Raw genomic sequence first — 19,927 nt, 5'->3', positions numbered from 1 at the left:
AGGGGAGCTCTTGCCGAACGGTTCCGTGCCGGGTGGCCGGTTGCCTAGCGGCAGATGACGTGGACGTTGTCGATCAGGCGGGTGGAACCCACCTTCGCGGCGACGGCCAGCACCGCCGCGCCCTGGAAGTCGTCCGCCGCTTCGCTGAAGTCGTGCGGGTCGATCAGGGCGAGGTAGTCGAGGGTGATGCCTTCGGCCGCGTCCAGGACGGCCGAGGCGGCCTCGCGGACGGCCTTCGGGCCCTGGGCGGCGGCGTCCCGGCCGGCGAACAGCGCCTTGGAGAGGGCGAGGGCCTGCTCGCGCTCGTCGGTGGAGAGGTAGCGGTTGCGCGAGGAGCGCGCCAGCCCGTCCTCCTCGCGGGCGGTCGGCACCCCGACCACCTCGACGTCGAAGTCCAGGTCGGCGACCATCCGCTGGATGATCGCGAGCTGCTGCGCGTCCTTCTCGCCGAAGAACGCGAAGTCCGGGTCGGTGATGTGCAGCAGCTTGGCGACGACGGTCAGCACGCCGTCGAAGTGGCCGGGGCGGGTGGCGCCCTCGAAGCGCTCGCCCATCGGGCCGGCCGACAGGCGCACCTGCGGCCGGCCGTTCGGGTACACCTCGTCGACGGAGGGCGCGAACACCACGTCGGCGCCGTTCTCCTCGGCCAGCTTCACGTCCTCGTCCAGGCTGCGCGGGTAGCGCTCCAGGTCCTCGGCCGGGCCGAACTGCAGCGGGTTGACGAAGACCGTCACCGCCACCCGGCCCTCCTGGCCGACCTGCTTGCGGGCGGCCCGGATCAGCGCGGCGTGGCCCTCGTGCAGCGCGCCCATGGTCATCACGACGGCGTTGTCGACCGGGCGCTCGTCCGGCCAGAACGCGGCCTCGAAGTCGTCCACGGTGCGGGTGACGACGGCCCGGTGGACCTTCGGCGCCCGCTGGGTCCTGACCGGCTGCTTTCCGCGTGCCATTAGCGATTCTCCTCGTTCAGTACGTCCAGCAGCGCCGCCGCCGACGCTTCGTCGATCGTCCCGTTGGCGAGCGCCCGCTGCGCGGTGGCGCGGGCCATCGCCCGGTAGGCCGCCGGGATGTCCGGGGACACCGTACTGAGCTGCGCCAGGTGGCGCCGCACGGTGCCCGCGTCGCCCCGGGCGACCGGGCCGGTGAGGGCCGCGTCGCCGGAGCGCAGGCTGTTGTCCAGGGCGGCGCCGAGCAGCGGGCCGAGCAGCCGGCCGGGCTCGGCGACGCCGGCCGTGCGCAGCAGGTCCATCGCCTGCGCGACCAGGGTGACCAGGTGGTTCGCGCCGTGCGCGAGGGCCGTGTGGTAGAGCGGGCGGACCTGCTCCGGCACCCACTCCGGCTCGCCGCCCATCTCCACCACCAGCGCCTCGGCGACCGGCCGCAGCTCCTCGGGGGCGGTCACCCCGAACGGGCAGCCGGCCAGCCGGTCCAGGTCGACGGAGGTGCCGGTGAAGGTCATCGCCGGGTGCAGCGCCAGCGGCAGTGCCCCGGCCAGGGTGGCGGGCTCCAGGATGCCGACGCCGTGCGCGCCGGAGGTGTGCACCAGCAGCTGCCCGGGGCGGACGGCGCCGGTCGCGACGAGGCCGGCCACCAGGTCGGCCAGCGTGTCGTCCGGCACGGTGAGCAGCACCAGGTCGGCGGCGGCCAGCACCTGCGGCGGGGTGACGATCCGCACCCCCGGCAGCAGCGCCTCGGCGCGGCGGCGGGAGGTGGCGGACACCCCGGAGGCGGCGACCACGGTGTGCCCGGCGAGTTGCAGGGCGGCGCCCAGCGCCGGGCCGACCCGGCCGGTGCCGACCACGCCGACGGCCAGCCGGGCCGGGCGGTTGCCGGGGTCGGTCGGGTCGTCGGCGTAGCCCGGGTAGCTCGGGTCGTTCAGGTGGCTCGGATCGCCGAAGCCGTCGGCGAGCGGGGCGAACCCGCCGTCGGCGGCGTGGTCGGCACTGTCGGACGTGTTCACGGCCCGGCCCTCGTCCTTAGCTCCTCGTTCCGGTCCTCTTCGGGTACCGGACGTACCGGCCCATTCTACGGGCGCTCAGCCGGTCCTCCACGGGGTGCTCCACGGGATGCCCGGGGATGCCCGGGGGCGCTCAGTCCGTCGCCCCGGCCCGGATCAGCCCGGCCTCGTAGGCGAGCACCACGGCCTGGACCCGGTCGCGCAGGCCGAGCTTGGCGAGGATCCGGCCGACGTGGGTCTTCACGGTGGCCTCGGAGAGCACCAGCCGGGCCGCGATCTCGCCGTTCGACAGCCCCTGGGCGACCAGCAGGAACACCTCCCGCTCCCGCTCGGTCAGCGGCCCGAGGGCGTCCGCGCCGGGCGCGCTCTGCGGAGTCGGCAGCACCTCGGCGAAGCGGTCGATCATGCGGCGGGTGGTGGTCGGCGCGACCACCGCGTCCCCGCCGTGCACCGCGCGGATCGCGGCCACCAGCTCGGTCGGCGGGACGTCCTTGAGCAGGAAGCCGCTGGCGCCGGCCTTGAGCGCGGCGAAGGCGTACTCGTCCAGGTCGAAGGTGGTCAGGATGAGCACGTGCGGGGCGTTGGGCACGGGGCTGCCGTCCTCGGCCAGGCAGATCCGGCGGGTGGTCTGCACCCCGTCCAGGCGCGGCATCCGCACGTCCATCAGGATCACGTCCACCTCGGTGTGCCGCAGCTGCTCCAGGGCCCGGGCGCCGTCGCCGGCCTCGGCGACGATCTCGATGTCGCCCTGCGACTGCAGGATCATCCGGAAACCGGTGCGCAGCAGTTCCTGGTCGTCGACCAGCATCACGCGGATGGTCAAGGTGGCTCCTTCGGGGGGCGTCGGGGGGACCGGGGGGTTAGTGGGCCGCCTTGAGCGGCAGGATGGCGCGGATCCGGAAGCCGCCGCCGGGGCGGGGGCCCACGTCGAGGCTGCCGCTGACCATGCCGACCCGCTCGCGCATGCCGATCAGGCCGTGGCCGAGGCCGTCCGTGCCGCCGGTGGCCAGTTGCTCGTCGGTGCTGCCGCGGCCGTCGTCCTCGACGAGGACGGCCAGCTCGCGCTCGCCGAAGTCGACCGCGACCCGGGCGTGCACGTCGGGGCCGCCGTGCTTGCGGACGTTGGTCAGCGCCTCCTGGACGATCCGGTAGACCGTCAGCTCGACGCCGCGCGGCAGCTCGCGCGGATGCCCGGAGGTCGCGTAGTCCACCTGAAGCCCGGCCGTGCGGACCTGCTCCAGCAGCTCCGGCAGTTCCTCGACGCCCGGCTGCGGCACGTACTCCTCGGCGGTGTCGGCGGTGCGCAGCACGCCCAGCAGGCGGCGCATCTCGACCAGCGCCTGCCGGCCGGTGGACGCGATCGTGCCGAGCGCCTCCTTCGCCTGCTGCGGCGAGTTGTCGAGCACGTACGCGGCGCCGTCGGCCTGGACGATCATCACCGAGACGTTGTGCGCGACCACGTCGTGCAGCTCGCGGGCGATCCGGGCGCGCTCGGCGGCCACCGCCACCTTGGACTGGGCGTCCCGCTCGCGCTCCAGCCGGGCGGCGCGGTCCTCCAGCTCGGTCAGGTAGGCCCGGCGCACCCTGGTCAGCCGCCCCCACGCCCAGCACAGGATGAACGGGGTGCTCATCAGCAGCGTGATCAGCGCCGCCTCGCCGAAGGAGTACGGGCGGGTGTGGAAGTCCCCGGCGCCGTTGGAGACCGTCTTCAGCGGGTGGAGCTGCCAGAACACCAGGGGCCCGGCGGCCAGCCCGGCGACCAGCGCCAGCCGGGACGTCCACTTCTGGCCGAAGGCGGCGCCGGTGTACGCGAACACCAGGTAGGCGATGGAGGAGGCGGCCGGGAGGACGTCGGCGGCCACCTGGCCGAGGCCCAGGCCGGTGGCGGCGGCCACGGTGACGTCGGGGAAGCGTCGGCGGAAGACCATGAGCGCGGGCAGCAGCACCGCGATCAGGATCTGTGCGTCGAAGCGCCAGCCGTCGCTGGAACTGTCGTTCGGCAGCAGGCTGGCGAAGAGCACCATCGCAGCCCAGGCGGCGTCGACCACCACGGGGTGACGGCGGAGCCAGGCGTTGAGTCGATGCACGTCTCCAGCCTAGGCAGTCACCTGGCGTGTTCAGGTCCGCCGGTAGGGCGATCCGTCCTACTCCGTAGGTCGGAGACGCACCGTACCGGTGGGGAGGGCGCGCCCGGCTCCGGGTAGCGTCCCGCGCTATGACTTGGATGCGGTGGGCGCCCGCCATGGAGCAGGCCCTGTACGACCCGGACGGCGGCTTCTACCGCAGGCCGGAGGGCCCCGCCGGGCACTTCCGCACCTCGGTGCACGCCTCGCCGAGGTTCGCCCGCGCGGTGGCCCGGCTGCTACTGGAGGTTGACGCCGCCCTGGGCCGTCCGGAGGAGCTGGCCCTCGTCGACGTCGGGGCCGGACGCGGCGAACTGCTCACCGGGGTGCTGGCCGAACTGCCCGGCGAGGTGCTGGCGCGGCTGCGCCCGTACGGCGTGGAGATCGCGCGGCGCCCGGCGGGCCTGCCGTCCACAGCCCTGTGGACGGACGAGGTGCCGCGCGGCCTCACCGGGCTGCTGTTCGCCAACGAATGGCTGGACAACGTGCCGCTGGACGTCGGCGAGGTCGACGAGGACGGGGTGCTGCGCTACTGGGAGGTGGACACCGCGACCGGCGGGGAACGGCTCGGCGGGCCCGCCTCGGCGGCCGACGCGGCCTGGGCCGAGCGCTGGTGGCCGGTCGGGCACCCCGGGGACTTCGTGGAGTTCGGCGGCCCCCGGGACGCCGCCTGGGCGCGGGCCGTCGCCGGGCTGGAGCGCGGCCTGGCCGTCGCCGTCGACTACGGGCACACCGCCGACCGGCGCCCGCTGTTCGGCACCCTCACCGGCTTCCGGGGCGGCCGCGAGGTGTCGCCGGTGCCGGACGGCTCCTGCGACGTCACCGCGCACGTCGCCCTGGACTCCGCGGCGGCGCCCGGCCTCCACAGCCTGTGGACAACCCAGCGGGACGCCCTGCGCGCCCTCGGCGTGAGCGGCGCCCGGCCGCCGCTCGCGCTCGCCTCCACCGACCCGGCCGGCTACCTGCGGGCGCTCGGCGGGGCCGGCGAGGGCGCCGAACTGACCGACCCGGCCGGGCTCGGCGCCTTCGGCTGGCTCGCCCAGGCCGTCCGCATGCCGGTACCGGAGGCCCTGGCCGCCCTGCCGGGGTGGCAGACTCTGACCTCATGAGGGAGACCACGGTCGGCATCGGGGCGGGAGCCGAGAACTTCACCGGCGAGGCGGGCACCACCGACATGGTGCTCAACATCGGCCCGCAGCACCCCGCCACGCACGGCGTGCTGCGACTGCGGCTGGTGCTCGACGGCGAGCGGATCATCACCGCCGAGCCGGTGATCGGCTACATGCACCGGGGCGCGGAGAAGCTGTTCGAGGCCCGCGACTACCGGCAGATCATCATGCTGGCCAACCGGCACGACTGGCTCTCCGCCTTCGGCAACGAGCTCGGCGTCGTCCTCGGCGTCGAGCGGATGCTCGGCATGGAGGTGCCCGAGCGGGCGGTGTGGATCCGCACCCTGCTCGCCGAACTCAACCGGGTGCTCAATCACCTGATGTTCCTCGGCTCCTACCCGCTGGAACTCGGCGGCATCACCCCGATCTTCCACGCCTTCACCGCCCGCGAGGACCTCCAGCACGTCCTGGAGGAGGCCTCCGGCGGGCGCATGCACTACATGTTCAACCGGGTCGGCGGCCTCAAGGAGGACATCCCGGCCGGCTGGCTCGGCCGCGTCCGCACCGCCGTCGCCACCGTCCGCTCCCAGCTGCCGGTCTTCGAGGACCTCGTCCTCGGCAACGAGATCTTCCGTGCCCGCACCGCCGGCGTCGGCGCCCTCACCCGGGCCCAGGCCGAGGCGTACGGCGTCAGCGGGCCGATCGCCCGCGCCAGCGGCCTCGATTTCGACCTGCGCCGCGACGAGCCCTACCTCGCGTACGGCTCCGACGAACTGCGGCAGGTGCTCACCGTGGTCACCCGCGAGGAGGGCGACTGCCTGGCCCGGTTCGAGTGCCTGCTGGAGCAGACCCTCAACTCGCTGGACCTCGCCGACGCCTGCCTCGACAAGATCGCCACCCTGCCGCCCGGCCCGGTCAACCAGCGGCTGCCCAAGGTGCTCAAGGCCCCCGAGGGCAGCACCTACTCCTGGACCGAGAACCCGCTCGGCATCAACGGCTACTACCTGGTCTCGCGCGGCGACAAGACGCCGTGGCGGCTCAAGCTGCGCTCGGCGTCCTTCAACAACGTCCAGGCGCTGACCGAGCTGCTGCCCGGGACGCTGGTCGCGGACATGGTGGCGATCCTCGGGTCGATGTTCTTCGTCGTCGGGGACATCGACAAGTAGGGCCCGGCCCTTCGCGGGCCGGGCCCGCGCGGGCCCGGTGCTTCCCGGGCTCAGCCCTTCTTCGGCCGCTTGGCCGGGTCGGCCGGGTGCGGGGCCACCTTGCGGTCGCCCTTGGTGGCGATCCGCTCCGCGCACAGGCCGGCCAGCACGTCGTACGCCGCCCTGCCCATCAGCTCGGTCAGCTCGGGGCGGTAGCTGACGTACACCGGGTCCGGCCCCTGGTGCGCCGCCGGGCTGCCCGTGCACCACCAGTGCAGGTCGTGGCCGCCCGGGCCCCAGCCGCGGCGGTCGTACTCGCCGATCGAGACCTGGAGGTAGCGGGTGTCGTCCGGCCGGTCGATCCAGTCGTAGGTGCGGCGGACCGGCAGCTGCCAGCAGACGTCCGGCTTCGTCTCCAGCGGCTCCCGGCCCTCCTTGAGCGCCAGCGCGTGCAGCGCGCAGCCGGCGCCGCCCGCGAAGCCGGGGCTGTTCACGAAGATGCAGGCCCCGTTCACCCGGCGGGTCTGGCGGTCGCCGTCCTCGTCGAGCATGGTGACGCCGCCGTCGGACGTGATCCGGCCCGCGGCGTCGGTGCCGTGCGCGAAGTTCTCCCACAGCTCGGGCGTCAGCCGCTTCGCGTGGCCGAGGACGCGCTTCTCGTCGTCCTCGTCCGAGTAGTGCGCGCCCAGCGTGCAGCAGCCGTCCGACTCGCCGCGGCCCTCGCGGATGCCGTGGCAGCCCTGGCCGAAGACGCAACCCCAGCGGGAGGTCAGCCAGGTGAGGTCGCAGCGGAACACCTGCTCCTCGTCGTCGGGGTCGGCGAACTCGACCCAGGCGCGCGGGAAGTCGAGCGGGACCTCGTCACGGGGGATCCCGCCGAGCGGGGCCTCGCCGCGCAGGGTCGGCATCGCCAGGTCGACGGGGGCGGGGGAGGCCTTGGACTTCTTCTTGGACGTTTCTGCTGGTGCCACCCGGCAAGGGTAGAGCCTTCGGGGCGGCCTGCCCGGACCCGTCCGGGTGATCCGGGGTGCGCCGCGGCGCCGGTGGCGGCCGGCCGACCGCAGGCTGGAGGGAACCGGGCGGCACTGTCGGGTTGTCAGATCAGTTTGATGATCTCGCGTTGACCCGTATTGGATGCCCTGGAACACCCCGGATCACCACTGGAGCACCGAGCCGTGACCGCCTCGCCCCGCGCCGCCCAGACGGCCGTCCTCGCCGCCCTCGCGGTCCTGGCCGCCGGGTGCGCCTCCGCGCCCGCGCTGCGGGCCCGGTCGGCCGCCGCCGCTCCGCTGTGCGACGCCCCGGTGGTGATCGGCCACCGGGGCGCCCCGCGCAACGCCCCCGAGAACACCATGGCCTCCTTCGAGACCGCCCTCGACCAGGGCGCCGACTGGCTGGAGACCGACGTCCAGACCACCAGGGACGGCGTCCCGGTGCTGATGCACGACCCCACGGTGGACCGCACCACCAACGGCAAGGGCGCCATCGCCGACCTGACCGCCGCCCAGATCGCCGCCCTGCGGGTGACCGTCGGCCCCGGCCCCACCGAGCCCGTCCCCACCCTCCAGGAACTGCTCAAGCGCCTCTCCGACAGCAACGCCACCCTGCTGATGGAGATCAAGTGGCAGCGCGCCGAGGACGTCACCCGGATCGCCCGGATCGCCGCCGCCAGCGGTGCCCGGGTCGTCCTCTACTCGTTCTCGGCGGAGCACCTGCGCCAGGCCCACGCCGCCGCGCCCGCCCTGCCGGTCGTGCTGATCCAGGGCTCCGCCATCGCCGAGGACCCGGGTGACCTGCCGCTGCGCGGCATCGCTCTGGACGCGGCGCTGGCCAGCGCCTCCCGGATCGCCGCCGAGCGCAAGGCGGGCCGCGAGGTGTACGTCTGGACGCTCGACGACGAGGAGTCCTGGCAGCTGATGTCGGCCCGGGACGCCGACGGCCTGATCACCGACACCCCGGGCCGGGCCCGCCGCTGGGTGGACACCAACTGCCGCCCCGAGCGCCGGGCCGGACCGCGCGGCCACTGACGCGTCCGGTCGCCGGAGGCGGGGTACGGCCGGGACCGGTGTGAAGACGGTCGAGACCGGTTTCGCCCGGGGCCGGATCGCGTAGCGTGGAGAGTTATGCGACTCGGTGTACTCGACGTAGGTTCCAACACCGTCCACTTCCTCGTGGTGGACGCCCATCCGGGTGCCGCCCCGCTGCCCGCGTACTCGCACAAGGCCGAACTGCGGCTGGCCGAACTGCTCGACGGCGACGGCGCGATAAGCGAGGCAGGCGTCGAGCGGCTGGTCGGCCACATCGCCTCGTCGCTGCGGGTCGCGGAGGACAAGGGGGTCGTCGACATCCTGCCGTTCGCCACCTCCGCCGTCCGGGAGGCCGCCAACGGCGAGGAGGTGCTGCGCCGGGTCGCCACGGAGACCGGGGTGGAGCTGCGGGTGCTGTCCGGGCAGGACGAGGCCCGGCTCACGTTCCTGGCCGTCCGGCGCTGGTTCGGCTGGTCCTCGGGCCGACTGCTCAACCTGGACATCGGCGGCGGCTCGCTGGAGATCGCCTGCGGCCTGGACGAGCAGCCCGACGTCGCCTGCTCGCTGCCGCTGGGCGCCGGCCGGCTCACCGCCCGCTGGCTGCCCGGCGACGTCGCCGACCCGGACGGGCTGCGCGGGCTGAGACGCCACATCCGGGCCGAGATGGCCACCGTCGCGGGCGAGGTCGCCCGGCTCGGCGCGCCGCAGCACGCCGTCGCCACCTCCAAGACCTTCAAGCAGCTGGCCCGGATGACCGGCGCCGCCCCCGCCGACGCCGGCCCGTACGCCGACCGTCGGCTCACCCGCAGCGGGCTGTCCGCCTGGCTGCCGCGACTGTCCTCGATGACCGTCGAGGAGCGGGCGCGGATCCCCGGCGTCTCCGAGGGCCGCGCCAAGCAGTTGCTGGCCGGGGCGCTGGTCGCGGACGCCGCGATGGACCTGTTCGGCCTCGACGAGCTGGACGTCTGCCCGTGGGCGCTGCGCGAGGGCATCATCCTGCGCCGCCTGGACGCCATGGACGGCTCCGCCGACCGCCGCCGCCCGGCCCTCACCCCGTAGGGCCCCCGCGCCGCAGGGCTCCACACCGTCGGCCCCATGGCCCGTCCGGCGGCTCCCGCCGGGGCCGGCCGGGGATCCGGTCCCGTTCGGAGCGCGGTCCGCTTACGCTGTCTCCCGTGGCGCAACCAGCGGGCGAGGACGGGACGCGGGAGGGCCGCGCTCCCGGGGACGGGCAGCCGCGGCCGGACGGCCCGCGCCGCAAACTCGGCAAGGCCGTCAAGGGCGCCACCGGGGCGCAGGCCGCGAAGGCCGTCGAGGCGGCCCGGCGCACCGGGCGCAAGAGCGCCGCGCGCAAGGCCACCGAGAAGCCGTCCGCGCCCGAGGCGAAGCAGCCCGCGGGAGGCGCGTCCGAGGCGAAGACGCCCGCCGGGACGAAGTCTGTCGGGACGAAGTCCGAAGTGAGCAAGCCCGCCGGGACGAAGCCCGCGGGGACGAAGCCCGAAGCGAGGAAGTCCGGAACGCGGAAGGCCGCCGCGACCGCTGCCCCCCGGGAGACCCGCACCGCCCGGGCCGCCGGCGCCGCCAAGGCCGCCGTCCAGTCGGTGCGCTCGGTCAAGGCCGCCCGCCGCGACGCCGCCCGCCCGCCGCTGCTGCGGACCACCGACCGGCTGGTGCTGCCCTCGCACCCGGCCCTGCACATTCCCGACACCAAGGTGGTCCTGTCCACCGCGTCGGTGTACCCGGCGGGCACCGCCGTCGCCTTCGAGCTGGCCGCCAAGCTCGGCTACGACGGGGTCGAGGTGATGGTCTGGAACGACCCGGTCAGCCAGGACATCGAGGCCCTGCGCCGTCTCTCCGACGCCCACCAACTGCCGATCCTGGCCGTGCACGCGCCGTGTCTGCTGATCACCCAGCGGGTGTGGACCACCGACCCGTGGACCAAGCTGGTCCGGGCCCGGGCGGCGGCCGAGAAGCTCGGTGCGAGCGCCGTCGTGGTCCACCCGCCGTTCCGCTGGCAGCGCCAGTACGCCCGGGACTTCGTGACGGGCATCAACCGGATGGCGGGCGAGACCGACGTCCGCTTCGCGGTGGAGAACATGTACCCGTGGCGCTACCGCGACCGCGAGGTGCTGGCCTACGCCCCGGGCTGGGACGTCACCGACGAGGAGTACCGGCACTTCACCATCGACCTCTCGCACGTCGCCACCTCCCGGATCGACGCGTTCGCCATGGTCGAGCGGATGGGCGACCGGCTCGCCCACATCCACCTCGCCGACGGCAGCGGCTCCGGCAAGGACGAGCACCTGATCCCGGGCCGTGGCAAGCAGCCCTGCGCCGAACTGCTGGAGCACCTGGCCCGTACCGGTTTCGACGGCCACGTGGTGCTGGAGGTCAACACCCGCCGCTCCGCGTCCCCCGCCGAACGCGAGGCCGACCTGGCCGAGGCGCTCGCCTTCACCCGCTTGCACCTGGCCACCCCCTCGCGCGTACGCTGAGGAACCGCGCCCGGCTGGGTGCGAACTTCCTTGCTTAAGGGGAGAGATGACGGACCAACAGGACTTCCGGGAGATCGCCGAGAGCTTCGGCGGAGTCGCCGCCGAGTACGACCGGGCCCGCCCCGGCTACCCGGACGGGCTGTTCGAGGCGCTGGAGCGGTTGTCCGGTCGCAGCCTCAAGGGGGCCCGGGTGCTGGACGTCGGCGCCGGCACCGGCATCGCCACCCGGCTGCTGGCCGCGCGCGGCGCCGACGTCGTCGCGGTGGAGCCCAACGCGGGCATGGCCGCCCAGTTCCTGGCCTCCTCGGCGGGCCTGCCGCTGGTCAGGGCCGGCGGTGACGAACTGCCGTTCCACGACGACTCCGCGGATCTGATCAGCTACGCCCAGTCCTTCCACTGGACCCGCACCGAACGGGCCATCCCCGAGGCGATCCGGGTGCTGCGGCCCGGCGGCGCCCTCGCCGTCTGGTGGAACGTGCACGACGAGACCGTGCCCTGGGTCCGGGCCCGGGTGGAGCGGCTGAGCGCCGCGCTGCCCAGCTACCACGGCTACGGCCGGATCGCCGAGTTCACCGCCCTGCTGGCCCCGGCCGGGCTGAGGGTCGAACGCGCGGTGCTGCGCTGGGAGCGGCGGATCACCGTCGACCACGTGCTCGACGACCTGGTCTCCCGCTCGTTCATGGCAGCGCTCTCCCCCGCCGAGCGCGAACCGGTGCTGGCCGTCGAGCGGCAGGCGATGATCGCCGAGTTCCCGGACGGCCGGGTGGTCGAGCCCTACGTCCTGGAACTGGCGGTGGGGATCACCCCGGCCTGACCCGCGCCCGGACGGCCCGCGCCCCGCCTGACCCGCACCCCGCCTGACCCGCACCTCGGCCCGACCCGCGCCCGGACGGCCCGCCCGCGTGACCGCATCGCGGACGGACCGTCCGCCGCCTGGACGGCGGGCGTAGGCTCGGTAGCCACAGCGGCCCCCGCATCCTCCTACCGGCGGGGCGCCGGCGAGAGCCCCGAAGGAGTGGAGCACAGTGCCCGAGCTGAGGTCCCGTACGGTCACCCACGGTCGCAACATGGCAGGCGCCCGGGCGCTTCTCCGGGCCGCCGGCGTAGCCCGCGAGGACTTCGGCAAGCCGATCATCGCGGTCGCCAACTCCTTCACCGAGTTCGTCCCGGGCCACACCCACCTCCAGCCGGTCGGCCGGATCGTCTCCGAGGCGATCAAGCAGGCGGGCGGCATTCCGCGCGAGTTCAACACCATCGCCGTGGACGACGGCATCGCGATGGGCCACGGCGGCATGCTCTACTCGCTGCCCTCGCGCGACCTGATCGCCGACTCGGTCGAGTACATGGTCAACGCGCACTGCGCCGACGCGCTGATCTGCATCTCCAACTGCGACAAGATCACCCCGGGCATGCTGATGGCCGCGCTGCGCCTGAACATCCCGACCGTCTTCGTCTCCGGCGGCCCGATGGAGGCCGGCAAGGCCACCCTCGTCGACGGCACCGTGCGCAGGCTCGACCTGATCGACGCGATCTCCCAGGCGGCCAACGAGAACGTCTCCGACGAGGACATCGCGATCATCGAGGAGAACGCCTGCCCCACCTGCGGCTCGTGCTCCGGCATGTTCACCGCCAACTCGATGAACTGCCTCACCGAGGCCATCGGCCTCTCGCTGCCCGGCAACGGCTCCGTCCTCGCCACCCACACCGCCCGCAAGGCCCTGTACGAGCGGGCCGGGCGGACGGTCGTCGAGATCGCCGACCGCCACTACGGCCAGGACGACGCCTCGGTGCTGCCCCGCGCGATCGCCACCCGCGCCGCCTTCGAGAACGCCATGGCCCTGGACATCGCCATGGGCGGCTCGACCAACACCATCCTGCACCTGCTCGCCGCCGCCCAGGAGGCCGAGCTGGACTTCGACCTGCGGGCCATCGACGCCGTCTCCCGCCGGGTCCCCTGCCTGTCCAAGGTCGCGCCCAACGGCTCGTACTACATGGAGGACGTGCACCGGGCCGGCGGCATCCCCGCCATCCTCGGCGAGCTGTACCGCGGCGGAATGCTCAACGAGGACGTCCACACCGTCCACTCCGACTCGCTCGCCGAGTGGCTCAAGACCTGGGACGTGCGCGGCGGTTCGCCCTCCGCCGAGGCCGTCGAACTGTGGCACGCCGCCCCCGGCTGCGTCCGCTCCGCCGAGGCCTTCTCCCAGTCGGAGCGCTGGGAGTCGCTGGACACCGACGCCGCCGGGGGCTGCATCCGCAGCGTCGAGCACGCCTACTCGATCGAGGGCGGCCTCGCCGTCCTGCACGGCAACCTCGCCGAGGACGGCTGCATCGTGAAGACCGCCGGCGTCGACGAGTCGATCTGGACCTTCAGCGGCCCGGCCGTGGTCGTCGAGTCCCAGGACGACGCCGTCGAGGCGATCCTCGCCAAGCGGGTCAAGGAGGGCGACGTCGTCGTCATCCGCTACGAGGGCCCCAAGGGCGGCCCGGGCATGCAGGAGATGCTCTACCCGACGTCCTTCCTCAAGGGCCGCGGCCTCGGCAAGGCCTGCGCGCTGGTCACCGACGGCCGCTTCTCCGGCGGCACCTCCGGCCTGTCCATCGGCCACGCCTCCCCGGAGGCCGCCTCCGGCGGCACCATCGCCCTGGTCGAGGACGGCGACACCATCGCCATCGACATCCCGGGCCGGAGCATCTCCCTGGAGGTGCCCGACGAGGTCCTGGCCGAGCGCCGCCGCGCCCTGGAGGCCGCGGGCGGCTACCGCCCGAAGAACCGCGACCGCCAGGTCAGCCAGGCCCTGCGCGCGTACGCCGCGATGGCCACCTCCGCCGACAAGGGCGCCGTCCGCGACGTCACCAAGCTCGGCTGAGTCCCGCAGCACCGCAGGAGCCGTCCCGCAGGCCGGGGCGGCTCCTCGCGCGTTGGGTGATAATCGACCCCGTGAGCGAGCAGCCCCCCACCCCCGCACCCAAGCCCGCCGGCGCCCCCGAGCCGGAGCCGATCCGCTGGTTCGGCACCAGCTGGGTGAACCGGGACAACGGCTACTGGCTGCGCCGCGTCGCCGTGTCGGCCGGCGCGCTGGTCACGACCGCCGCCGCCGTCCTGCTGCTGCGCTTCGGCGTCGAGGGCGTCGCCCTCTCCGACGGCGGCGGCTTCCTGAACGGGCTGCTGACGGCCGCGATCGCGGTCTGCTCGATGATGTGCGTCATGCGCACCTGGAAGGTCCTCACCGAGGGCAAGGACCAGTTGAGCGGCTGGATGGCCGAGGACAAGTCGCTCGGCGCGGTCTGGCTTATCGGCGGCGCCGGCAGCCTGGCCGCCTACTTCGCCCGCAGCCTGGTCGAGGCCCCCGGTGAGGCGGTCAGGCGCTCCTCGTACGAGCGGGCCGTCGCCCAGTACGAGAAGCGCCAGGCGGGCCGCAGCGGCCGGCCCGGCGCCAAGGCGCCGGGCCGGGGCAAGCGCCGGGGCTGAGCCTCAGAGGCGGCTGGCCGCGCCGCACTCGTCGGCGGTCGACAGGTCCTTGCGGCGGTCGTACGGGTCCGTGGTGGGGCCGGTCGGACGGCTGCCCGGGGCGTCCGGCGACTGCGCCGCGAACTGGTCGAACTGCGGGTGGTAGTAGCCGTCGTAGACGTCGCAGGACGAGTTGGCGGACTCCGAACCGCCGCCCTCGCCGAACACGAGCTTCTTCGGGTTGGTCCGGTAGCGGGCCGGGTCGTAGAAGCGGAAGTTCTCGACCCGGCGCACGATCGTGCGCGTGGTCCAGGTGTCCCCGGTCACGTCGGCCGCTGGCACCAGCAGACCCACCGGCTTGGCCGTGCCGTCCTTCGGCGCGGCCGGCTTCGTCGGCGGTTGTCCGCCCGTCGGCGGCTGGGGTGACGCGGCGCGCTTGGTGGCGTCCGGGCCGGGGCGCATCGCGTACACGTAGCTGAAGTCGGCGTGGACGAGGAGGCCCTTGTCCCCGTCGCCCTCGAAGGTGATCCGGCCCTGCACCTTGACCGCGTCGCCCACCTGGACGGCCTCGCGCTGGTCGAAGCGGCTGAACCAGGTGGTCGGGTCGGTGTCCTTGGAGGGTTTCGCCAGCGCGTTGATCGCGCGGTCCCGGTCCTCCCGGTCCAGCAGCGCCAGGGCGGCTTCCGGCCGGCCGCCCGCGATCACCTGCGGGTCCAGGTTGGCGGCGGTCAGGTAGTCCTTGACCAACTGCAGCTGGGCGCCCACCTGTTCGGCGGAGAACACGCCGGTGGCCCGGGCGTCGGGCAGGACGAAGGCCTCGGCGCCGTTCGGCCAGCCCTCGGCGATGGAACCGGCCCACGGGTGGTCCACGGTCGGCTGCTGCTCGTCGACCTTCGGCGGTGCGGCGGTCGGCTTGGCCGTCTCCGGGGCGACGGTGGGCGCGGGGGCGTGGGCCGTCGAGGAGTCGCCGCCGTAGTGGTCGGAGTACCAGCTGCGCAGCCCGTCGAGGTTCAGGGCCGCGAGCAGCACCGCGATGGTCAGCACGACGTACAGCGGCGCGCGCCAGTCCAGCCGGCGGCGGCGCGGGCGCGGGTTGCCCCACGGGTCGGTCACCGGGGGCTTCGGCGTGCGGCCGAACCGGCGGCCGGCCTTGGCCGGGCCGTCGTCGACCGAGCGGCGGCCGCCCGGGTCGACCGGCGGGGTGTGCTTCCACCGGGCGGCCAGCATCCGGGTGCGCCCGGACTGCTCGGTGACGGCGGCCCCCTTGACGAACTCCTCGTCCAGGACGAGGTCTGCGAACGGGTCCTTCCCGCCCGCTCCGGACGGGTCGGACCCGCCCGGCTCGCGGCCCTCGGCGGGGCGCGGTTGTGGATCTTCGGCTGTCGGCATCGCGCCAGTATGCCGACGGGGTGTGACGATTCGTCGATCGGGGGCACACCTTGTGGTGAACTCGTGTGCGGGCGCGGTGATCCGTCCCGGTCTGTTCCGTTCCGGCCGTTTCCGGCGCGCTCTGCGGGGGCGTCAGTCCTTGGTGCGGGCCTGCTTCACCGATCCCACGATCCCGGCGACGGCCAGCAGGATGCCGGCCGGCAGCAGCGCCAGGAAGAACGCGCCGAACAGGCCCGCGTCCCCGAGCAGCAGTTGCGCCAGCATGTCCAGCACCAGCAGCCCGCCGGCCGCCGGGAGGGCCGACTGCCACGGGTGGTCGTTCGCCCAGCGGCGCAGCCGCCGTTCGGAGGTGTCGCGGCGCAGCTGCCCGCCGACGGTGCCGACCAGGAAGAAGAAGAACAGGGCCCAGCCGGCCGGCCCGGCCAGCATGCCCAGGGACCAGTGCCCGGAGATCGCGTCGATCCCCAGGGCGGTCGCACCCACCACCGCACCGACCCCCGCGGCCGTCCGCCACGGTCCCACGGTCGCCGAGGCGACGGCGAGTTGCCGGTTCTCACGTCGGGACATTTCGTCGTGTGCCATGACTCCACGGTGCTCCCGTGCGGCGCCGGAGGCCATAGGGGAAACCCCCGAGATTCTCCCTAGGGACGAGGTGGGGCAACCCGTCGCCGACCACGGGCTGGACGGTCCCTGCGGGTGCCCCCGTGCGGTGCGAGGATGGCCGCAGTACCGAGGTAAGGAGCGGCCATGGGCGCCAGCGCAGCACACGGACAGAAGATCGCCTTCCTGGGCACGGGCAAGATCGGCGAGGCCCTGCTCTCCGGCCTGCTGCGGGCCGGCAAGGACCCGGCGGACGTCCTGGTGACCGCCCGCCGCCCCGAGCGCGCCGCCGAACTCGCCGCCCGCTACGGCGTGGTGGCCGCCTCCAACGCCGAGGCCGCCAAACTCGCCGACACCCTGATCCTCGCCGTCAAGCCGCAGGACATGGGCACCCTGCTGGAGGAGCTGGCCCCGCACGTCGGCGCGGACCGGCTGGTGATCTCGGCCGCGGCCGGCATCCCCACCGCCTGGTTCGAGGAGCGGCTGGCGGCCGGCACCCCGGTGGTCCGGGTGATGCCCAACACGCCGGTCCTGGTGGACGAGGGGATGAGCGTCATCTCCGGCGGCTCGCACGCCACCGAGGAGCACCTGGAGCGGGCCGAGGAGATCTTCAGCTCGGTCGGCAAGGCGCTGCGGCTGCCCGAGGCCCAGCAGGACGCGGCCACCGCGCTCTCCGGCTCCGGCCCGGCCTACTTCTACTTCCTGGTCGAGGCGATGACGGACGCGGGCATCCTGCTCGGCCTGCCCCGGCAGGTGGCGCACGACCTGATCGTGCAGTCCGCGATCGGCGCCTCGGTGATGCTGCGCGACTCCGGCGAGCACCCGGTGAAACTGCGCGAGGCCGTCACCTCCCCGGCCGGCACCACCATCGCGGCCATCCGCGAGCTGGAGAACCACGGGGTGCGGGCCGCGCTGCTGGGCGCCCTGGAGGCGGCGCGGGACCGCTCCCGGGAGCTCGCCTCCGGGGGGAAGTAGCCGGCTGGGTAGGCTCGACGGCATGGCCTACGACCTGGTGATCTTCGACAACGACGGTGTCCTGGTGGACAGCGAGCCGCTCTCCAACCGGGTGCTGGCCGCGTACCTGACCGAACTCGGCTACCCGACCACGGTCGAGGACTCCTACCGGGACTTCATGGGCTGCGCCGCCCACCGCATCCACGACGTGATCGCCGAGCGGTACGACGCCGCGACGCTGCCGGAGGGCTTCGACGAGCTGTTCCACGGCCGGGTCTTCGACGCGTTCGGCACCGAGCTGACGGCCGTCCGGGGTGCGGAGCAGCTGCTGAAGGAACTGCGGCAGCGCTCCGTCCCCTACTGCCTGGCCTCCTCGGCGCACCACGTGTGGATCCGCACCGCGCTGGACGTCACCGGCCTGCGCGGGTACGTCGCCGAGGAGCGGATCTTCAGCGCCCAGGACGTCGGCGTGGGCAAGCCCGCGCCGGACCTCTTCCTGCACGCCGCCCGCACCCTCGGCGTCGACCCGGCCCGCTGCCTGGTCGTCGAGGACAGCCCCAACGGCGTGCTGGCGGCCCGGGCCGCGGGCATGGACGTGTACGGCTACACCGCGCTCACCGACCCGGCGAAGCTGACCGCCGCCGGGGCCACCGGGCTGATCGCCGACCTCTCCGAGGTCACCGCCCTGCTCTGACCCGCCCTGCTCTGACCCGCCCTGCTCCGACCCGCCCTGCTCCGACCGGTTCCGCCCGGCCCTTCCGTCCGGCTGCGGAAAGTCCCTGCGCGACCCCTCCCGCAATCGCGGTCCACCGCCTACGCTCTCGCCAACATCGTCGTACCGGCCAGTAGCGAGGTTCGCCATGAGTGCCGCGTCACCCGCGATCCCGCCCGGCCTGCGCGCCGGGCGGGCCGCGCTCGCCGTCAGCTTCCTGCTCCAGGGCACCACCTTCGCGCTGCTGGTCACCTGCATTCCGGAGATCCAGCACCGGTACGGGCTGAGCGACGCGCTGCTGCCGCTGTTCCTGGCCGCGGTGCCGATCCTCGCCGGGGTCGGCTCGATCACCTCCGAACAGCTGGTGAAGCGCACCGGCGCGCGGGCCGTGCTGCGGGTCGTCCAGCCGCTGGTCTGCCTCAGCCTCGCGGGCGCCGGCCTCGGCGACACGCTCTGGCAACTCGCCGTCGTGCTCGGGGCGTTCGGCCTGCTGGTGGGCGCGCTCGACGCGAGCATGAACATGCTGGGGGTGGGCCTGCAACACCGCTACGGCCGCTCGATCATGATCGGCTTCCACGCCGCGTTCAGCCTCGGCGGCATCCTCGGGGCGGCCCTCGCCGGCCTCGGCTCGCACTACGGGCTCGGCCTGCCGGTGCTGTTCGGCACGGTCGCGGCGGTGATCGCCCCGCTGGCCCTGCTGACCGGCACCCGATTCGCCGGACCGGCCGAACTCGGGGACGCCGTCCGGGAGGCCGCCGAGGCCGCCGCGCGGTCCATCCCCTGGCGGCCGCTGCTGCCGCTGTGCCTGGCGATGGCCTTCGCGTACATCGCGGACGCCTCGGTCTCCAACTACAGCGTCAAGTACCTCACCGACGGCCTGGGCAGCGCCGCGGACGTCGCCAAGCTGTCCTACCTCGGCTACATGGTCGCGATGCTGCTGGGCCGCGCGCTGGGCGACCGCGCGGTGCAGCGCTGGGGCGCCGTCCCGGTGGTCCGGGCCGGTGCCGGGCTGGCCGCGCTCGGCTTCGCGCTGGCCGCCGCCGCGCCCGCCGCCTGGGTGGGGATCGCCGGGTTCACCGTGCTCGGCTTCGGCATCTGCGCCATCATCCCGCAGGTGTTCGCGGCCGGGGGCCGGCTGTTCCCGGCCGACTCGGACGCCGCGGTGGCCCGGCTGAACCTCTTCAACTACGTGGGCTTCCTAGTCGGTTCGCCGCTGGTCGGGACGATCGCCGACGCGAGTTCGTACCGCTGGGCGCTGCTCGCCCCGATGCTGCTGGTGCTCGCCGTCCTGCCGCTGGCCGAGCGCTTCGCCCCGGCCCCGGCGCTCGCCCCCGCCACGGTGTGACGGGGGCGGGGGCGGGGGCGAGCGGGGGCGGGAAGGGAGGTCAGCCGATCACGGTGGCCAGCTCGGGCAGGCCGTTGGCCCACAGCTGGTCCTTGATGCCACCACCCGACTGGTAGTACTCGTAGTAGACGTACGGTGCCCAGTTCAGGGTGTACGGCCCGGTCCAGGTCGGGGCCGAGGTGATCTGGACGGTGACCGCGACGGTGCGGGTCTCGCCCGGGGCGATCGGCGCCCGGAAGTGGAAGTTCGCGTTGTTCCCGTTGACGGCGCAGTCGGTGGAGTCGCCGGAACACCCGGTGACCGTGAACGCGCCGGCCTCCTGGTTGGCCGGCCAGATCGGCTGGATGAACTCGTAGGCGAAGTAGATGTCGGTGGTCTCGGTGTTGGTGAGCGAGAGCGTCAGGGTCAGCTGGTCGCCCGCCGCCGCCGTCTTCTTGTCGACGGCGAACGAGCTGCCGCTGACCGCGGCGGAGGCCGGCTGGGCGGCAAAGAGCAGGCCAAGTCCCAGTAATGCAGCGAGAATTACCCCAAGGCGTTGCGCGCTGAATGGCTTCATGGCGGAGAGGATATGAAGTCGTGAAGGTTTTGTCTGTAGGGCCTCCGCGGGGGCCCTGAGCCCC

General features: G+C 73.9%; 19 protein-coding genes. 11 read left to right on the top strand and 8 right to left on the bottom strand.

What is annotated here, in order from left to right; all coding sequences use genetic code 11:
• Nucleotides 1-44: 44 nt before the first annotated feature.
• From panC to ACIP37_RS00340, 4 genes are all read right to left on the bottom strand, one after another.
• Nucleotides 45-950, bottom strand: coding sequence for a pantoate--beta-alanine ligase (panC, locus tag ACIP37_RS00355; RefSeq protein WP_363587740.1), 906 nt, complete (start codon nt 948-950; stop codon nt 45-47).
• Nucleotides 950-1,879: a DUF2520 domain-containing protein gene (locus tag ACIP37_RS00350; protein WP_363587795.1), complete on the bottom strand. Its 930-nt coding sequence runs from the start codon at nt 1,877-1,879 to the stop codon at nt 950-952. The genes panC and ACIP37_RS00350 overlap by 1 nt, the downstream gene beginning before the upstream one ends.
• Before the next feature lie 211 nt (nt 1,880-2,090).
• On the bottom strand, nt 2,091-2,780 hold the full coding sequence (locus tag ACIP37_RS00345) for a response regulator transcription factor (RefSeq protein WP_350878413.1): 690 nt from the start codon (nt 2,778-2,780) through the stop codon (nt 2,091-2,093).
• Nucleotides 2,781-2,817: 37 nt separating this feature from the next.
• Nucleotides 2,818-4,044, bottom strand: a complete 1,227-nt coding sequence (locus tag ACIP37_RS00340; RefSeq protein ID WP_363587743.1) for a sensor histidine kinase — start codon at nt 4,042-4,044, stop codon at nt 2,818-2,820.
• 128 nt (nt 4,045-4,172) lie between these two features.
• On the opposite strand from ACIP37_RS00340, the gene ACIP37_RS00335 reads away from it, so the two are divergent.
• Nucleotides 4,173-5,189 (top strand): SAM-dependent methyltransferase, encoded by a 1,017-nt coding sequence (locus tag ACIP37_RS00335; protein ID WP_363587745.1) that lies wholly within the window; start codon nt 4,173-4,175, stop codon nt 5,187-5,189.
• Nucleotides 5,186-6,355, top strand: coding sequence for an NADH-quinone oxidoreductase subunit D (locus tag ACIP37_RS00330; RefSeq protein WP_363587747.1), 1,170 nt, complete (start codon nt 5,186-5,188; stop codon nt 6,353-6,355). The genes ACIP37_RS00335 and ACIP37_RS00330 overlap by 4 nt, the downstream gene beginning before the upstream one ends.
• 50 nt (nt 6,356-6,405) lie before the next feature.
• On the opposite strand, the gene ACIP37_RS00325 is transcribed toward ACIP37_RS00330, so the two are convergent.
• On the bottom strand, nt 6,406-7,242 hold the full coding sequence (locus ACIP37_RS00325) for a hypothetical protein (RefSeq protein WP_363632237.1): 837 nt from the start codon (nt 7,240-7,242) through the stop codon (nt 6,406-6,408).
• A gap of 267 nt (nt 7,243-7,509) precedes the next feature.
• Between ACIP37_RS00325 and ACIP37_RS00320 the strand changes: the two genes are divergently transcribed.
• The 6 genes from ACIP37_RS00320 (at nt 7,510) to ACIP37_RS00295 (ending at nt 14,328) form a co-directional block, all read left to right on the top strand.
• Nucleotides 7,510-8,361, top strand: coding sequence for a glycerophosphodiester phosphodiesterase (locus ACIP37_RS00320; RefSeq protein ID WP_363587749.1), 852 nt, complete (start codon nt 7,510-7,512; stop codon nt 8,359-8,361).
• A gap of 96 nt (nt 8,362-8,457) precedes the next feature.
• Complete coding sequence (locus tag ACIP37_RS00315; protein WP_363587751.1) at nt 8,458-9,420, top strand: Ppx/GppA phosphatase family protein; 963 nt, start codon at nt 8,458-8,460, stop codon at nt 9,418-9,420.
• Nucleotides 9,421-10,028: 608 nt separating this feature from the next.
• Nucleotides 10,029-10,856 (top strand): sugar phosphate isomerase/epimerase, encoded by an 828-nt coding sequence (locus tag ACIP37_RS00310; protein ID WP_363587799.1) that lies wholly within the window; start codon nt 10,029-10,031, stop codon nt 10,854-10,856.
• A 46-nt stretch (nt 10,857-10,902) separates the two neighbouring features.
• Entirely contained in the window at nt 10,903-11,670 is a 768-nt protein-coding gene (locus ACIP37_RS00305; RefSeq protein ID WP_400809982.1) for a class I SAM-dependent methyltransferase, read from the top strand.
• Nucleotides 11,671-11,881: 211 nt separating this feature from the next.
• A complete protein-coding gene (gene ilvD / locus ACIP37_RS00300; protein WP_363587755.1) occupies nt 11,882-13,726 on the top strand; it encodes a dihydroxy-acid dehydratase in 1,845 nt (614 codons plus the stop codon).
• A 71-nt stretch (nt 13,727-13,797) separates the two neighbouring features.
• Entirely contained in the window at nt 13,798-14,328 is a 531-nt protein-coding gene (locus ACIP37_RS00295; protein WP_363587757.1) for a hypothetical protein, read from the top strand.
• 3 nt (nt 14,329-14,331) lie between these two features.
• Here the strand turns inward: ACIP37_RS00295 and ACIP37_RS00290 are convergent, their stop codons facing one another.
• Nucleotides 14,332-15,696 carry a hypothetical protein gene (locus tag ACIP37_RS00290; protein ID WP_363587759.1) on the bottom strand — a complete coding sequence of 455 codons (1,365 nt, stop codon included), beginning with the start codon at nt 15,694-15,696 and terminating at the stop codon, nt 14,332-14,334.
• A 132-nt stretch (nt 15,697-15,828) separates the two neighbouring features.
• On the bottom strand, nt 15,829-16,278 hold the full coding sequence (locus ACIP37_RS00285; protein WP_159398487.1) for a hypothetical protein: 450 nt from the start codon (nt 16,276-16,278) through the stop codon (nt 15,829-15,831).
• A gap of 165 nt (nt 16,279-16,443) precedes the next feature.
• On the opposite strand from ACIP37_RS00285, the gene proC reads away from it, so the two are divergent.
• The 3 genes from proC to ACIP37_RS00270 all read left to right on the top strand — a co-directional run bounded on the left by proC (nt 16,444) and on the right by ACIP37_RS00270 (nt 19,307).
• Entirely contained in the window at nt 16,444-17,271 is an 828-nt protein-coding gene (proC, locus tag ACIP37_RS00280) for a pyrroline-5-carboxylate reductase (protein WP_063348845.1), read from the top strand.
• Nucleotides 17,272-17,293: 22 nt separating this feature from the next.
• Nucleotides 17,294-17,944, top strand: coding sequence for an HAD family hydrolase (locus tag ACIP37_RS00275; RefSeq protein WP_363632228.1), 651 nt, complete (start codon nt 17,294-17,296; stop codon nt 17,942-17,944).
• 166 nt (nt 17,945-18,110) lie between these two features.
• Entirely contained in the window at nt 18,111-19,307 is a 1,197-nt protein-coding gene (locus ACIP37_RS00270; protein ID WP_400842941.1) for an MFS transporter, read from the top strand.
• Between the two features lie 40 nt (nt 19,308-19,347).
• On the opposite strand, the gene ACIP37_RS00265 is transcribed toward ACIP37_RS00270, so the two are convergent.
• On the bottom strand, nt 19,348-19,863 hold the full coding sequence (locus ACIP37_RS00265) for a hypothetical protein (protein WP_363587765.1): 516 nt from the start codon (nt 19,861-19,863) through the stop codon (nt 19,348-19,350).
• Between the last annotated feature and the right edge of the window lie 64 nt (nt 19,864-19,927).

Source organism: Kitasatospora sp. NPDC088861, from assembly GCF_044750105.1.
Lineage (GTDB): Bacteria > Actinomycetota > Actinomycetes > Streptomycetales > Streptomycetaceae > Kitasatospora.
This window is presented reverse-complemented; position numbering and strand designations above follow the sequence as displayed.

Coding starts and splice junctions, on each gene's coding strand:
- ACIP37_RS00325 (WP_363632237.1), bottom strand. CDS start 7,242: ATGCCGACCCTGCGCGGCGAGGCCCCGCTCGGCGGGATCCCCCGTGAC.
- ACIP37_RS00265 (WP_363587765.1), bottom strand. CDS start 19,863: ATGAAGCCATTCAGCGCGCAACGCCTTGGGGTAATTCTCGCTGCATTA.
- ACIP37_RS00290 (WP_363587759.1), bottom strand. CDS start 15,696: ATGCCGACAGCCGAAGATCCACAACCGCGCCCCGCCGAGGGCCGCGAG.
- ACIP37_RS00270 (WP_400842941.1), top strand. CDS start 18,111: ATGAGTGCCGCGTCACCCGCGATCCCGCCCGGCCTGCGCGCCGGGCGG.
- ACIP37_RS00335 (WP_363587745.1), top strand. CDS start 4,173: ATGACTTGGATGCGGTGGGCGCCCGCCATGGAGCAGGCCCTGTACGAC.
- ACIP37_RS00285 (WP_159398487.1), bottom strand. CDS start 16,278: ATGGCACACGACGAAATGTCCCGACGTGAGAACCGGCAACTCGCCGTC.
- ACIP37_RS00315 (WP_363587751.1), top strand. CDS start 8,458: ATGCGACTCGGTGTACTCGACGTAGGTTCCAACACCGTCCACTTCCTC.
- panC (WP_363587740.1), bottom strand. CDS start 950: ATGGCACGCGGAAAGCAGCCGGTCAGGACCCAGCGGGCGCCGAAGGTC.
- ACIP37_RS00330 (WP_363587747.1), top strand. CDS start 5,186: ATGAGGGAGACCACGGTCGGCATCGGGGCGGGAGCCGAGAACTTCACC.
- proC (WP_063348845.1), top strand. CDS start 16,444: ATGGGCGCCAGCGCAGCACACGGACAGAAGATCGCCTTCCTGGGCACG.
- ACIP37_RS00275 (WP_363632228.1), top strand. CDS start 17,294: ATGGCCTACGACCTGGTGATCTTCGACAACGACGGTGTCCTGGTGGAC.
- ACIP37_RS00305 (WP_400809982.1), top strand. CDS start 10,903: ATGACGGACCAACAGGACTTCCGGGAGATCGCCGAGAGCTTCGGCGGA.